Source organism: Pseudomonas sp. FYR_7 (genome assembly GCF_043106155.1).
Taxonomy (GTDB): Bacteria; Pseudomonadota; Gammaproteobacteria; order Pseudomonadales; family Pseudomonadaceae; genus Aquipseudomonas; species Aquipseudomonas parafulva_B.
In genome coordinates this window covers 65357-77931 of record NZ_JBICMI010000022.1, presented here as the reverse complement: position 1 = coordinate 77931, position 12575 = coordinate 65357, and the positions used below count along the sequence as shown (strand labels likewise).

13 protein-coding genes are annotated in these 12575 nt (G+C 62.3%); 8 read left to right on the top strand and 5 right to left on the bottom strand.

Annotated features, from left to right (window positions below; translation table 11 throughout):
- Positions 1-48 precede the first annotated feature (48 nt).
- Positions 49-501, top strand: a complete 453-nt coding sequence (locus ACF8R3_RS05865) for a response regulator (RefSeq protein WP_058603000.1) — start codon at positions 49-51, stop codon at positions 499-501.
- A 67-nt stretch (positions 502-568) separates the two neighbouring features.
- Here the strand turns inward: ACF8R3_RS05865 and ACF8R3_RS05860 are convergent, their stop codons facing one another.
- Positions 569-2746 carry a malate synthase G gene (locus ACF8R3_RS05860; protein ID WP_144964016.1) on the bottom strand — a complete coding sequence of 726 codons (2178 nt, stop codon included), beginning with the start codon at positions 2744-2746 and terminating at the stop codon, positions 569-571.
- Positions 2747-3191: 445 nt separating this feature from the next.
- Here ACF8R3_RS05860 and ACF8R3_RS05855 point away from each other — a divergent pair, with 445 nt between their 5' ends.
- Positions 3192-3710 (top strand): glycine cleavage system protein R, encoded by a 519-nt coding sequence (locus ACF8R3_RS05855; protein ID WP_058639085.1) that lies wholly within the window; start codon positions 3192-3194, stop codon positions 3708-3710.
- Between the two features lie 245 nt (positions 3711-3955).
- Here ACF8R3_RS05855 and rarD read toward each other — a convergent pair whose 3' ends face one another.
- The 4 genes from rarD to ACF8R3_RS05835 all read right to left on the bottom strand — a co-directional run bounded on the left by rarD (position 3956) and on the right by ACF8R3_RS05835 (position 7556).
- A complete protein-coding gene (gene rarD, locus ACF8R3_RS05850; RefSeq protein ID WP_078479243.1) occupies positions 3956-4843 on the bottom strand; it encodes an EamA family transporter RarD in 888 nt (295 codons plus the stop codon).
- 62 nt (positions 4844-4905) lie between these two features.
- Positions 4906-5880 (bottom strand): serine/threonine protein kinase, encoded by a 975-nt coding sequence (locus ACF8R3_RS05845; protein WP_078479242.1) that lies wholly within the window; start codon positions 5878-5880, stop codon positions 4906-4908.
- Between the two features lie 95 nt (positions 5881-5975).
- Entirely contained in the window at positions 5976-6740 is a 765-nt protein-coding gene (locus ACF8R3_RS05840; protein WP_058639105.1) for a TOBE domain-containing protein, read from the bottom strand.
- 81 nt (positions 6741-6821) lie between these two features.
- A complete protein-coding gene (locus ACF8R3_RS05835) occupies positions 6822-7556 on the bottom strand; it encodes a ComF family protein (protein WP_196141937.1) in 735 nt (244 codons plus the stop codon).
- Between the two features lie 87 nt (positions 7557-7643).
- On the opposite strand from ACF8R3_RS05835, the gene bioB reads away from it, so the two are divergent.
- The 6 genes from bioB to ACF8R3_RS05805 all read left to right on the top strand — a co-directional run bounded on the left by bioB (position 7644) and on the right by ACF8R3_RS05805 (position 12569).
- Positions 7644-8702, top strand: a complete 1059-nt coding sequence (bioB, locus tag ACF8R3_RS05830) for a biotin synthase BioB (protein WP_392475068.1) — start codon at positions 7644-7646, stop codon at positions 8700-8702.
- 1 nt (position 8703) lies between these two features.
- Positions 8704-9876, top strand: coding sequence for an 8-amino-7-oxononanoate synthase (gene bioF / locus ACF8R3_RS05825; RefSeq protein ID WP_392515189.1), 1173 nt, complete (start codon positions 8704-8706; stop codon positions 9874-9876).
- Complete coding sequence (locus ACF8R3_RS05820; RefSeq protein WP_392515187.1) at positions 9869-10600, top strand: alpha/beta fold hydrolase; 732 nt, start codon at positions 9869-9871, stop codon at positions 10598-10600. Before bioF ends, ACF8R3_RS05820 begins: the two co-directional genes overlap by 8 nt.
- Positions 10593-11411 carry a malonyl-ACP O-methyltransferase BioC gene (gene bioC, locus ACF8R3_RS05815; RefSeq protein ID WP_058639091.1) on the top strand — a complete coding sequence of 273 codons (819 nt, stop codon included), beginning with the start codon at positions 10593-10595 and terminating at the stop codon, positions 11409-11411. The genes ACF8R3_RS05820 and bioC overlap by 8 nt, the downstream gene beginning before the upstream one ends.
- Positions 11412-11420: 9 nt before the next feature.
- Positions 11421-12101 carry a dethiobiotin synthase gene (gene bioD, locus ACF8R3_RS05810; RefSeq protein ID WP_058639092.1) on the top strand — a complete coding sequence of 227 codons (681 nt, stop codon included), beginning with the start codon at positions 11421-11423 and terminating at the stop codon, positions 12099-12101.
- Between the two features lie 171 nt (positions 12102-12272).
- Positions 12273-12569 carry a pyrroloquinoline quinone biosynthesis protein PqqE gene (locus tag ACF8R3_RS05805; protein WP_392515185.1) on the top strand — a complete coding sequence of 99 codons (297 nt, stop codon included), beginning with the start codon at positions 12273-12275 and terminating at the stop codon, positions 12567-12569.
- Positions 12570-12575 lie beyond the last annotated feature (6 nt).

Here is a 12575-nt window from a genome sequence, read left to right as displayed (position 1 = left end):
CGGAAAATCCGCGGTCTTACCTGTAGAGCGAATGGATACGAGACGACCATGTCTGAGCACACCGACATTTTGAGCGACGCAGAGCGCGCGGCACTGGCTGCTGTGAGCGCGCCACCGCCTGCCCGGCCGGTGGTGCTCGTGGTCGACGACAATCCGGTCAATAGCGAAGCCTTGATGTTGTACCTCAAAAGCAAGGGTATCGACGGCATGACGGCCGATGGCGCCCAGGAGGCGCTGTTCAAGCTTCATTACGAACCTCGAATCGCGCTGATGATCACCGATCTGCGGATGCAGCCCGAGGATGGGCTGTCCCTTATCCACAAGGTGCGCGAGATGCCGGAGGCGGACCGGGCCGCGCTTTCGATCATCGTGGTATCAGGCGATACCGATGTGAAAGAGGCCGTTGATGTCATGCACCTGGGGGTTGTGGACTTTCTGTTGAAGCCCGTGGACCTCACGAAGCTGCTCGAACTGGTGAAGCGCGAACTGAAGATGGCCTGACGCGCAAGCGGGGCCCTAAGGCCCCGCCGATCAACGCTGCAAGCAGCTCACTTTACCCACCGGTCGTTCAAAGTCCGTTGCGTGCCTTGAACTCACGGCGACGGCGATGCAGCACAGGCTCGGTATAGCCGTTGGGTTGCTTGGCGCCTTCGAGTACCAGCTCGACTGCCGCCTGGAAGGCAACGTTGTCGTCGAAGTTGCCCGCCATCGGGCGATACAGCGGGTCGCTGGCGTTCTGCTTGTCGACCACCGCCGCCATGCGCTTGAGGCTTTCGAGCACCTGCTCCTGGCTAACTACGCCATGGCGCAGCCAGTTGGCCAGCAACTGGGCAGAAATGCGCAAGGTGGCACGGTCCTCCATCAGCCCCACGTTGTTGATGTCGGGCACCTTAGAGCAACCCACGCCCTGGTCGATCCAGCGAACCACATAGCCCAGGATGCCCTGGGCATTGTTGTCCAGCTCGTTGCGGATTTCCTCGTCCGACCAGTTGGGGTTGGTCGCCAGCGGAATGGCCAGGATGTCATCGACCGAAGCCGGTGTGCGCGAAGCCAGCTCGCGCTGGCGCGCCTGCACGTCCACCTTGTGGTAATGCAGGGCGTGCAGGGTGGCGGCCGTTGGGGAAGGCACCCACGCGGTATTGGCACCGGCCAGCGGGTGAGCGATCTTCTGCTCCAGCATGGCGGCCATCAGGTCGGGCATGGCCCACATGCCCTTGCCGATCTGCGCACGCCCTTGCAGGCCGGTGGCAAGGCCTACATCGACGTTGTTGTTTTCATAGGCGCCGATCCACTTCTCGTTTTTCATGGCGCCTTTGCGCACCACCGGGCCTGCCTCCATGGAGGTATGGATTTCGTCGCCAGTGCGGTCGAGGAAGCCCGTATTGATGAACACCACGCGCTCGGCAGCGGCCTTGATGCAGGATTTGAGGTTGACCGTTGTGCGGCGCTCCTCGTCCATGATGCCGACTTTGACGGTATTGCGCTTCATGCCCAGCAGGTCTTCGACCCGGCTGAATATCTCGGCGGCGAACGCCACTTCTTCCGGGCCATGCATCTTCGGCTTGACGATGTACACACTGCCGGTACGGGTGTTGCGACGGCTAGTGGTGCCGTTGAGGTTGTGCAGCGCCATGAGGTTGGTGAACAGACCGTCCTGGATACCTTCCGGGACTTCGTTGCCTTGGGCGTCGAGGATGGCCGGGTTGGTCATCAGGTGACCCACGTTGCGCACGAACAGCAGCGAGCGACCATGCAGGGTGACGCTGCCCCCGTTGGGCGCTGCGTACTCGCGATCAGGGTTCATGGTGCGGGTGAACGTCTTGCCGCCTTTGCTGACGCTTTCGGCCAGGTCACCTTTCATCAGCCCCAGCCAATTGCGATACACGATCACCTTGTCGTCGGCATCGACTGCCGCCACGGAGTCTTCGCAGTCCATGATGGTGGTCAGTGCCGATTCCATCAGGATGTCCTTGACGCCTGCAGCATCGGTGCTGCCCACCGGGGTACTGGCATCGATCTGGATTTCGAAGTGCAGGCCGTTGTGCTTGAGCAACACGGCAGTCGGGGCGTTGCTGTCGCCGTGGAACCCAACCAGTTGGGCATCGTCGCGCAGGCCGGTGTTGCTACCGCCTTTGAGGGTGACGACCAACTGGCCGGCCTCGATGCGATAAGCCGTGGAATCGACGTGCGAACCTGCCGCCAGCGGTGCCGCTTCATCGAGGAAGGCACGGGCGAAAGCGATCACTTTGTCGCCACGTACCTTGTTGTAGCCTTGCCCCTTCTCGGCACCGCCTTCGTCGCTGATGGCGTCGGTGCCGTAAAGCGCGTCGTATAGCGAGCCCCAGCGGGCATTGGCGGCGTTCAGGGCAAAGCGTGCGTTCATGACCGGTACCACCAACTGCGGACCGGCCATGTGGGCGATTTCTTCGTCCACATTTTGCGTGGTGGCCTGGAAATCGTCGGCTTGTGGCAGCAGGTAACCGATTTCCTGAAGGAAAGCCTTGTAAGCCGGGGCGTCGTGGGCCTGGCCTTTGCGGGCCTGATGCCAGGCGTCGATCTGGGCTTGCAGCTCGTCGCGCTTGGCGAGGAGGGCTTTGTTCTTTGGAGCGAGGTCGTTGATGATCTTTTCAGCACCTGCCCAGAACTGCTCGGCGACGATGCCGGTTCCGGGGATGGCTTCGTTGTTCACGAAGTCGTACAGGACCTTGGCGACCTGAAGGCCACCGACTTGAACGTATCCAGTCATTGCTTGCCTCACTCTGCTCAGCTATTTCGCTCTTTTGTATTGAGCCTGTAGCGCTTCTCCTCGCACGGCACCAGTGCATGCCTCCGGTAGGAGCCCGGACGCGGCTGGGTGCGGTTTGCCTGCCTGACGGCAAGCAGCGTGCATTCTTCACAGGCGCCTCGACAGACCTTCAAACGACGTTGTGTAGTCCGCGCCCACGGATACTACATGAAGCAGCCGGCTGGGCACTATCAGACTAAAAGCGGCGTCAGGCGACCTGTTGGTCGCACAAGATCATGCAAGGAAACGCCATGTTCGCAAAAAACGGAGTGATTGTTCCAGATAAATCTAAAAACAGTACACGATTTATAAGTCAGATTGCCCTGCGGCAGGTTGACGCGCCGTGCCTATACTGTGGCGACACCCCGGCCCCTGCAGGGCCTGAACCCCACTCGAGGAACATCCCGTGGAACATCTTGTGCTTACCGCGATCGCCCCGGACAAGGCTGGCCAAGTCGAGCGGATCGCCCAGTGCATCGCTGATTTCGAGGGCAATTGGCTGGAAAGCAGCATGTCGCGCATGGCTGGGCAATTTGCCGGCATCCTGCGGGTAGCAGTGCCGGCGGATCGGTATGACGCGTTGGTAGACGCGCTTGGGGCATTGTCCGCACACGGCATTCGCGTGCAATTGGCAGAAAGTGGCGGCGAGCCTACCCATGCATCCAAACCCTTTGGCATGGACCTGGTTGGTAACGACCGGCCAGGGATCGTGCGCGATATCACCCGTGTGCTGGCCGAGCTGAACGTGAACGTCGAACGGATCGCCACGCAGGTACGTCCGGCACCGATGAGCAACGAACCGCTGTTCCATGCCGAGGCCCTTCTGGCAGTGCCCGCGTCCCTTCCTCTGGAGCAACTGCAGCAACGTTTGGAGGCCCTGGCCGATGACTTGATGGTGGAGTTGCGACTACGCGCGGATGAGTGAATGCCGATCGCGCTTGCAGTAAAGCTTGCAGGGGTTATCCCTATTTAAAGGGGACGGCCTTGTGGATAAGCTGGGGCTATCGCGCCCGAGCGCCCGGCCTGCAAGGGCTGCGGAGATTTGATCGAAAATTGATCAATGCAGAGGGGGTTGTTCACAAACGACGGGGAAGAGGGTGTGGATAAGCTCTGGAGATGTCTCTGCAGCCTTTGGAAATCAAGGTATACAGAGACATGATCATTTTTTGATCAGCGGCTTTTACGCAAACTCCACCACGCATCGACGCTGTACAGCGCCAGCCCCGCCCAGATGAACATGAATGCCGTGAGCGTGCTTGGGGACAGATGCTCGTCGAACAGCCATATGGCCTGGAGCAAGACCAGCGTTGGTGCCAGGTACTGCAGAAAGCCCAGCGTGGTGTAAGGCAGGTGCCGTGCGGCAGCGTTAAAGCACACCAGCGGCACCAGCGTCACAGGGCCTGCAGCCATGAGCCACAAGGCCTCGCTTGTGGTGTAGAACGTGCCTTGCGCGCTCATGGCGGCGGGGTGCAGCAGCAGCCAGCCAAGCGCCAGCGGTACCAGCATCCAGGTCTCGACCACCAGTCCGGGTAGGGCCGCCACGGGGGCTTGTTTGCGAATCAGCCCGTAAAACCCGAAGGTCAGCGCCAGTGCCAAGGATACCCAGGGCAAGCTGCCCACTTGCCAGACCTGTTGCATCACGCCGAGCGCGGCCAGGCCGACCGCCAGCCACTGCAGGCGACGCAGTCGCTCGCCGAGGATGAGCATGCCGAGCAGGACGTTGATCAGCGGGTTGATGTAGTAGCCAAGGCTGGCCTCGAGCATGCGTCCATTGTTCACCGACCAGACATACGTCAGCCAATTGGCTGCGATCAATGTGCCGCTCAACGCCAGGATGGCCAGGCGCCGCGGGTTGTCGCGCAGGTCACGCCACCAGCCGGGGTGCTTCCAGAAGGCGAGCAGTACCGAGCCGAACAGTGCTGACCACAGCACACGGTGGACGATGATCTCCACGGCGGGCACGCTCTGGATGGCTTTGAAGTACAGGGGGAACAGGCCCCAGATGATGTAGGCGCTCAGGCCCAGGAGATACCCGCGACGCGGGTTTGCAGCGTGCATGCAGAGTCCTTGCTTAAGATGCTGATTAACGGCAGTTATTGTAGACAGAGCCGACGGTCGATCTAGAACAACTTGAGTGGGGCCTCATCGAGGGCGGCCATTTGCTCACGCAGCGCCAGAATCTGATCGCCCCAGTACCGCGGCTGACCAAACCAGGGGAAGCTGGGTGGGAATGCCGGGTCATCCCAGCGACGCGCCAGCCAGGCACTGTAGTGCAGTTGACGCAGGGCACGCAGCGGCTCGATCAACGCCAGCTCGCGCGGGTCGAAGTCGTGAAATTCGTTGTAGCCCTCAACCAATTCGGCCAGCTGGCCCTGACGCTCATCCCGATTGCCCGCCAGCAGCATCCACAGGTCCTGCACCGCAGGGCCCATGCGGCAGTCGTCCAGGTCAACTACATGGTAGATCTCGTCGCGGTGCATCAGGTTGCCCGGGTGCAGGTCACCGTGCAGGCGGATGGTCTGGTGCGGGGTGCGGGCATAGGCGGCTTCCACGCGTGCCAGCACATCGCGCGCAACCGATTCGAATGCGGGCAGCAATTCTCGGGGAACGAAATCGCCCTTGAGCAGTGTATCCAGCGAGTCATGCCCGAAGTTATCCACAGCCAGCGCCTCCCGGTGTTCGAACGGTCTGCTGGCAGCCACGGCATGCAGACGACCGATCAACTGGCCAAGGCGGTACAGCTGGTCGAGGTTGCCGGGTTCCGGGGCATGGCCACCACGTCGCGGAAACAGCGTAAAGCGAAAGCCACCGTGTTCGAACAGCGTGTTGCCTTGATGCTGCAGGGGCGCTACCACCGGCACTTCGCAGGCGGCCAGTTCGGCCGTGAAGCGGTGCTCCTCGACGATGGCTGCATCGCTCCAGCGTCCGGGCCGGTAGAACTTGGCGATCAAGGGCTGCTCGCCCTCGATACCCACCTGGTAAACGCGGTTTTCATAGCTGTTGAGCGCCAATACCCGCGCATCGCTGAGAAACCCCAGGGATTCCACGGCGTCGAGCACCAAGTCGGGGGTAAGTGTGGCGAACGGGTGGGACATGATGACTCCGGCGGTAGGCAGCGTGGTCCTCATGTTACCGCGTTGGCCAGCCAGGCGCCGCAGGGCACTCGGCCATTTGCCAGGGCCGCGACAGGTCAGGCCGGGATGCCAATCACCACATCAGCGGCAGAGAACTGCACACGCAGGGCGCTACCCACTGTCACCTGGTGCTCTGCCAGCCAGGCCGGTTCGGCGAAGGCGCACAGGATCTGACCATTGCCAAGCGCAAGGCGCACTTCGTGGGGGCCGTCGGTGCCCGTGAGAAGCGCGTCCACGGTCACCTGCAGGCAATTGTGCTGTTGATCCGCCTGGTCGCTGTGGCCCAGCAGGCGCACCCAGCCTGCCTTGAGCAAGGCCACCACCGTCGTGCCCAGGGTTAGCCCAAGGCGCTCGGTGCTGTCGTGGGTAATCAAGGCTTGGATCTGTAACCCCCCACTTAGTGCGAGCCCAACTCGGTCATGCCATCCCACGCGATGCAGGTCGCTGACCTGCCCTTGCAGCTGGTTTCGGGCGCTGGTGCGCAGCATCAGGCGACCGAGCAGGTCAAGGTCGCTCACATCATCGGTGGCTTCGAGTAACTGAGCCTGCAGGGCTTGCAGACGCTGATACAGCCGCAGCACCCGTTCGCCTTCGGCAGACAGGCGTGCCCCCCCGCCACCGCGACCACCAGTGCTGCGCTCCACCAGGGGGCTGCTGGCCAGGTTGTTGAGTTCATCGATGGCATCCCAGGCAGCCTTGTAGCTCATGCCGGCAGCCTTGGCGGCGCGGGTAATGGAACCCTGCTCGGCAATATGCTGCAAGAGGGCCACGCGCTGTGGTCGGCAGGTAATGTGGTGGGTCAGTGGGACAGGTAGGGGCATGGGGATCCGACCGGTTCGGTGATGGGCCAGTGTACGGGGTGGGCGTAGCGTACCACTGCGTCGCCATCACTGGTCTGCAGGCTATGCATGGCCGGGCTTGGGTGTACGTGCCAGGCAATAGACGTCCACACGTGCGGCACCTGCCTTGCGCAGGACCTGTGCAATAGCCTGCGCCGTCGCACCGGTGGTCAGTACATCGTCGACGAGCGCGACATGTTGGCCGTGCAGGCCATCGCACACGGCGAACGCCTGGCGCAGGTTGCGCCATCGAGCCTTGGCGCTCAAATGCTGTTGGGCCGTGGTGTGGCGGGTGCGTACCAGCAGATGTTCGACGCAGGGCACTGCCAATTGCCTGGACCACCAACGCGCCAGCATCGCGGCCTGGTTGAATCCCCGTTCGCGCAGCCGGCGCTGTGCCATGGGTACGGGAACCAGCACGTCGGGACGGGGCAGGTCTTCGGCGTAGTGATGGCTCAATGCATGACCGGCAATCTCAGCCATCAGGCGTCCCAGCGGCCACTGGCGGTTGTGCTTGAATCGACTGATCAGGGTGTCCACCGGAAAGGTGAAATGCCAGGGTGCAAGCACCCGTTCGAATGCTGGCGGCCTGCGGTTGCACTGCCCGCACTCCATGCCTGCCATGGCCAGAGGCAGGGCGCAGCGTATGCAGTGGTCATCATCCAGCCAGGGCAATTGTTGTTCACATGGCTCGCACAGTGCGTAAGGTTGCAACGCAGGTGCATTGCATAAACCACATGTTTGGTTAATTACTGACCATTTGTAAACCAGTCTTTTAAGCTTAAGTTGACAGTTCATGGGCCTTCCCTGACTATTTCGGCTATCCGTGAAGCGCGGGCGTTCTCCTTGCCCGGCGCCTGCTAGAGCCTAAACAAGGAAACGCCGATGAGCGCCAGCACAACTGCAACAACACGTCACGACTGGTCCCTGGCCGAGGTCAAGGCGCTGTTCCAACAGCCGTTCAACGACCTGATCTTCAACGCACAGGCCGTACACCGTGCGCATTTCGATGCCAACCGGGTGCAAGTCTCCACGTTGCTGTCAATCAAGACCGGTGCCTGCCCCGAAGACTGCAAGTACTGCCCGCAGTCCGGCCACTACAACACCGGCCTGGAAAAGCAGAAGCTGATGGAGGTGCATAAGGTGCTCGAGGAGGCCGCGCGCGCCAAGGCGATTGGTTCTACGCGCTTTTGCATGGGCGCTGCGTGGAAGCACCCTTCGGCCAAGGACATGCCCTATGTGCTGGAGATGGTCAAAGGTGTCAAAGCCATGGGCCTGGAAACCTGCATGACCCTCGGCAAGCTCGACCAGGAACAGACCCAGGCGCTGGCCCAGGCGGGCCTGGACTATTACAACCACAACCTCGATACCTCCCCCGAGTTCTACGGCAGCATCATCACCACTCGCACCTACGCCGAGCGCTTGCAGACCCTGGCCTATGTGCGCGATGCCGGCATGAAAATCTGCTCTGGCGGCATCCTCGGCATGGGCGAGACACTCGATGACCGCGCAGGCCTGCTGATCCAACTGGCCAACCTGCCCGAGCATCCGGAGTCCGTGCCGATCAACATGTTGGTCAAGGTGGCCGGTACGCCGCTGGCCGATGAGGCCGACGTCGATCCGTTCGACTTCATCCGCATGCTGGCGGTGGCCCGTATCCTCATGCCCAAGTCGCACGTGCGCCTTTCGGCAGGCCGTGAGCAGATGAACGAACAAATGCAGGCCTTGGCCTTCCTGGCCGGTGCCAACTCGATCTTCTACGGTGAAAAGTTGCTGACAACGGCCAACCCCCAGGCCGACAAGGACATGCAGCTGTTCGCACGCCTGGGGATCCAGCCTGAAGCCCGTGAAGAGCACGCCGACGAAGTGCACCAGGCTGCGATCGAGCAGGCGCTGGTCGAGCAGCGCAACGACGCGTTGTTCTACGACGCAGCGTCGGCCTGACATGGCCTTCGACCTGGCCGCGCGGCTGGCCGAACGGCGCGCGGCGGACCTTTACCGACAGCGCCCCTTGCTGGAAGGCCCACAAGGGCCAAGGCTGGTGGTCGATGGCCAGCCGCTGCTGGCCTTCTGCAGCAACGATTACCTGGGCCTGGCGAATCACCCCGACGTGGTCGCTGCCTGGCAGGCGGGTGCCGATCGCTGGGGTGTAGGTGGGGGGGCTTCGCACCTGGTCATAGGCCACACCACGGCACACCACCAACTTGAGGAAGCATTGGCCGAACTAACCGGGCGGCCGCGAGCGCTGCTGTTCTCCACCGGCTACATGGCCAACCTGGGGGTGATCACCGCTTTGGTGGGCAAGGGCGATACGGTGTTGCAGGACCGCCTGAACCATGCCTCGTTGCTCGACGGCGGCCTGCTTAGCGGCGCGCGCTTCAGCCGTTACCTGCACAATGATGTTGGCAGCCTGAGTGACCGTCTGGCCAAGGCTACAGGCAATGCGCTGGTCGTGACCGATGGCGTGTTCAGCATGGACGGTGATGTAGCCGATCTGCCGGCGCTGGCCCAGGCGGCCCGTGCGCGCGACGCCTGGCTGATGGTGGACGATGCCCACGGCCTGGGCACCCTGGGTGCGGGCGGCGGTGGGGTCGTCGAGCACTATGGCCTTGGCGTGGACGATGTCCCGGTACTGGTGGGTACGCTGGGCAAGGCGTGCGGTACGGCGGGTGCGTTCGTGGCAGGCAGTGAAGCGCTGATCGAGGCGCTGATCCAGTTCGCCCGGCCCTACATCTACACCACCAGTCAGCCGCCCGCTTTGGCCTGCGCCACCCTCAAGAGCCTTGAGCTGGTGCGGACACAGGCCTGGCGGCGCGAGCACCTGGCGGCACTGATACAACAATTTCGCGAGGGCGCAGAACAACTGGGCTTGCGCCTGATGGAGAGCCAGACGCCGATCCAGCCGATTGTCATCGGTGACAGCGCTCAAGCGCTTCGCCTGTCGCGGTTACTGCGTGAGCGCGGCCTGTTGGTGACGGCTATCCGGCCACCTACGGTGGCGGTCGGTAGTGCGCGATTGCGCGTTACCTTGAGCGCCGCCCACACGGCAGCCCAGGTGCAGCTATTGTTGAATGCATTGGCAGAGTGTTATCCACAGCTGGAGCGCGCCGATGCGTAACCGACTCGTACTGCTACCAGGCTGGGGCCTGGGAACCGCTTCCCTTGAGCCGCTTGCAGCCAGCCTGCGCGCCCAGGACCCTGGGCTTGAGGTGACGCTGATGCCCTTGCCGGAGCTGGATCACTGTGATGTGCAGGGGTGGGTCGACCACCTGGATCGCAAGGTACCCCACGATGTGTGGCTTGGGGGGTGGTCATTGGGCGGCATGCTGGCCAGTGCCCTGGCCGACAAGCGCGGCGACCACTGCTGCGGCTTGCTCACCCTGGCCAGCAACCCCAGTTTCGTGGCCCGTGCCGATTGGCCTCACGGGATGGCCGAAGACACCTTCGGAACGTTTCTGGATGGTTGTCGCAGCCATCCTTCGGTCACGCTCAAGCGCTTTCGCACCCTGTGCAGCGATGGGGCGATGCAACCGCGCACATTGCTTCGGCAGCTGGGCGTAGGCGTTCCAGACACGGACCCGCTGTACCTGGCTACGGCGCTGCAGGTACTGGCGCTGCTGGATACCCGCGCAGCCCTCGAGGCATTCGCCGGCCCGCAGCTTCACCTTTTTGCCGGCGCAGATGCCTTGGTGCCAGCCGAAGCTGCGCAGGGGTTGAGCGAGCTGTTGCCTGACGTGGAAGTCGGCCTTGTGGAAGACAGTTCCCATGCGTTTGTGCTCGAGTATCCACAAGAACTGGCCAGCGGTATCAAAAGTTTTCTGCATGAGAGTGGCGATGACTGACCTATCCCAGCCAGGTTTGCCTGGCGCCTTGCCCGATAAACGCCAGGTGGCCGCGTCGTTTTCGCGTGCGGCCGCCAGCTATGACAGCGTGGCAGCCCTGCAGCGTGCGGTCGGCATGAACCTGTTGACGATGCTGCCATCTGACCTCGAGCCGTCTCGCTGGCTGGACCTGGGCAGTGGCACGGGCCATTTCAGCCGGGCGCTTGCAGAGCGTTACGGGCCTGCAAGCGGTATCGCCGTGGACATCGCCGAAGGCATGCTGCGCCATGCTCGCGGTCGAGCCGATGGCGCCCAGTGCTACATCGTCGGCGATGCCGAGCGCCTGCCGCTGGGCGAGGGTTGCGTCGATCTCGTCTTTTCCAGCCTGGCCGTGCAGTGGTGCAACCATTTCGCCCAAGTGCTGGATGAAGCGTTGCGTATCTTGCGACCGGGCGGTGTCCTGGCCTTCAGCAGCCTGTGCGTGGGTACGCTGGATGAATTGCGCGGCAGTTGGCAGGCCGTGGATGGCCAAGTGCATGTCAACCGCTTCAGGCGCTTCGACGAATACCAACATTCATGTGCAGCCAGCACGCTCGAGACGCTGACCCTGCAACAGTTGCCGCATGTATTGCATTATGCGGACGTGCGCACATTGACCCATGAGCTCAAAGCACTGGGGGCACACAATCTCAACCCGGGTCGTCCCGCCGGGCTCACCGGACGCGCCCGTCTACAGGGTATGCTCCAGGCATACGAAGCCTATCGCCAGCCACAAGGGCTGCCTGCCACTTATCAAGTGGTCTACGGCGTGCTGCGCAAACCTGTGGCATAGGAGTACTTCATGAGTCAGGCGTATTTCATTGCCGGAACTGACACCGATGTCGGCAAGACCACCATTGCCGCCGGTCTTCTGCATGCAGCGAAGTTGCAGGGGTTGAGCACCCTGGGCGCCAAGCCGGTGGCATCGGGCTGCAACATGACAGCCAAGGGCTTGCGCAACAGCGACGCCTTGGCGCTCATCGACGAAAGCACCATCAAGCTCGCCTACGAGCAGGTCAACCCATTCGCCTTCGAGCCAGCCATCGCCCCCCATGTCGCCGCGCGGGAGGCCGGTGTGACGCTGGCGGTGGCGAAGTTGCTGGCAGACATGCACACGGTATTGGAGCAGCAGGCCGATTTCACCTTGATCGAGGGTGCCGGTGGCTGGCGGGTGCCGCTCTCGGGCCTTGAGAACCTGTCCGACCTGGCCGTTGCATTGAAGCTGCCGGTCATCCTGGTGGTAGGGGTAAGGCTGGGTTGCATCAGCCACGCGCTGCTCAGTGCCGAAGCCATCGAGCGTGACGGACTACAGCTCGCCGGATGGGTGGCGAACATCATCGAGCCAAGAACGTCGCGGCTCGAAGATAACCTGGCCAGCCTGGCTGAACGGCTGCCAGCGCCTTGTCTGGGCCGTGTGCCCAAGCTCAAGCAAGCCACGGCGGACAAGGTGGCCGAGCATTTGCAGCTGGACCTGCTGGCATAACCTGCGCGTACCTGCGCTGCGGATAGGGTCGAGCGTATGAAGGTTACCCGACGCTGGCATGGTCAAGGTCTATCAAGTGGCACCGAGCCATTAGCGATTTAAACGGGTTTTTTTGTGGCTGGCTTGCTTTAATGGGGCCTCACCGTCATCCAGTGTCGATGGAGTCCTGACATGGAAATCACCGGTAGCTCCGCCTTCTACGCCGGCCTAGGCGCCATTCACACTGGTCAGAATCGCGTCGACCAGGCCGCCAGCCAGATCGCCAACTCCACCGCCGAACGTTCCGCCACCAGTCAATCGAGTGACTTTCAGGCCGAGCGGCGGCGTGCCGTCGACAGAAGTCAGCAAATGGACATGGCCACCAGCACCGTGCAAATGGCCTTGGGCAGAACCGAAGTCGAGCTTGGCGCCAAAGTCGTCAAGGCATCCGACGAAATGCTGGGTCGTATCATCGACACCTATGCCTGACGGTCG

Coding starts and splice junctions, on each gene's coding strand:
- bioC (WP_058639091.1), top strand. CDS start 10,593: ATGACTGACCTATCCCAGCCAGGTTTGCCTGGCGCCTTGCCCGATAAA.
- ACF8R3_RS05820 (WP_392515187.1), top strand. CDS start 9,869: ATGCGTAACCGACTCGTACTGCTACCAGGCTGGGGCCTGGGAACCGCT.
- ACF8R3_RS05860 (WP_144964016.1), bottom strand. CDS start 2,746: ATGACTGGATACGTTCAAGTCGGTGGCCTTCAGGTCGCCAAGGTCCTG.
- ACF8R3_RS05840 (WP_058639105.1), bottom strand. CDS start 6,740: ATGCCCCTACCTGTCCCACTGACCCACCACATTACCTGCCGACCACAG.
- bioF (WP_392515189.1), top strand. CDS start 8,704: ATGGCCTTCGACCTGGCCGCGCGGCTGGCCGAACGGCGCGCGGCGGAC.
- ACF8R3_RS05835 (WP_196141937.1), bottom strand. CDS start 7,556: ATGAACTGTCAACTTAAGCTTAAAAGACTGGTTTACAAATGGTCAGTA.
- bioB (WP_392475068.1), top strand. CDS start 7,644: ATGAGCGCCAGCACAACTGCAACAACACGTCACGACTGGTCCCTGGCC.
- rarD (WP_078479243.1), bottom strand. CDS start 4,843: ATGCACGCTGCAAACCCGCGTCGCGGGTATCTCCTGGGCCTGAGCGCC.
- ACF8R3_RS05845 (WP_078479242.1), bottom strand. CDS start 5,880: ATGTCCCACCCGTTCGCCACACTTACCCCCGACTTGGTGCTCGACGCC.
- ACF8R3_RS05865 (WP_058603000.1), top strand. CDS start 49: ATGTCTGAGCACACCGACATTTTGAGCGACGCAGAGCGCGCGGCACTG.
- ACF8R3_RS05805 (WP_392515185.1), top strand. CDS start 12,273: ATGGAAATCACCGGTAGCTCCGCCTTCTACGCCGGCCTAGGCGCCATT.
- bioD (WP_058639092.1), top strand. CDS start 11,421: ATGAGTCAGGCGTATTTCATTGCCGGAACTGACACCGATGTCGGCAAG.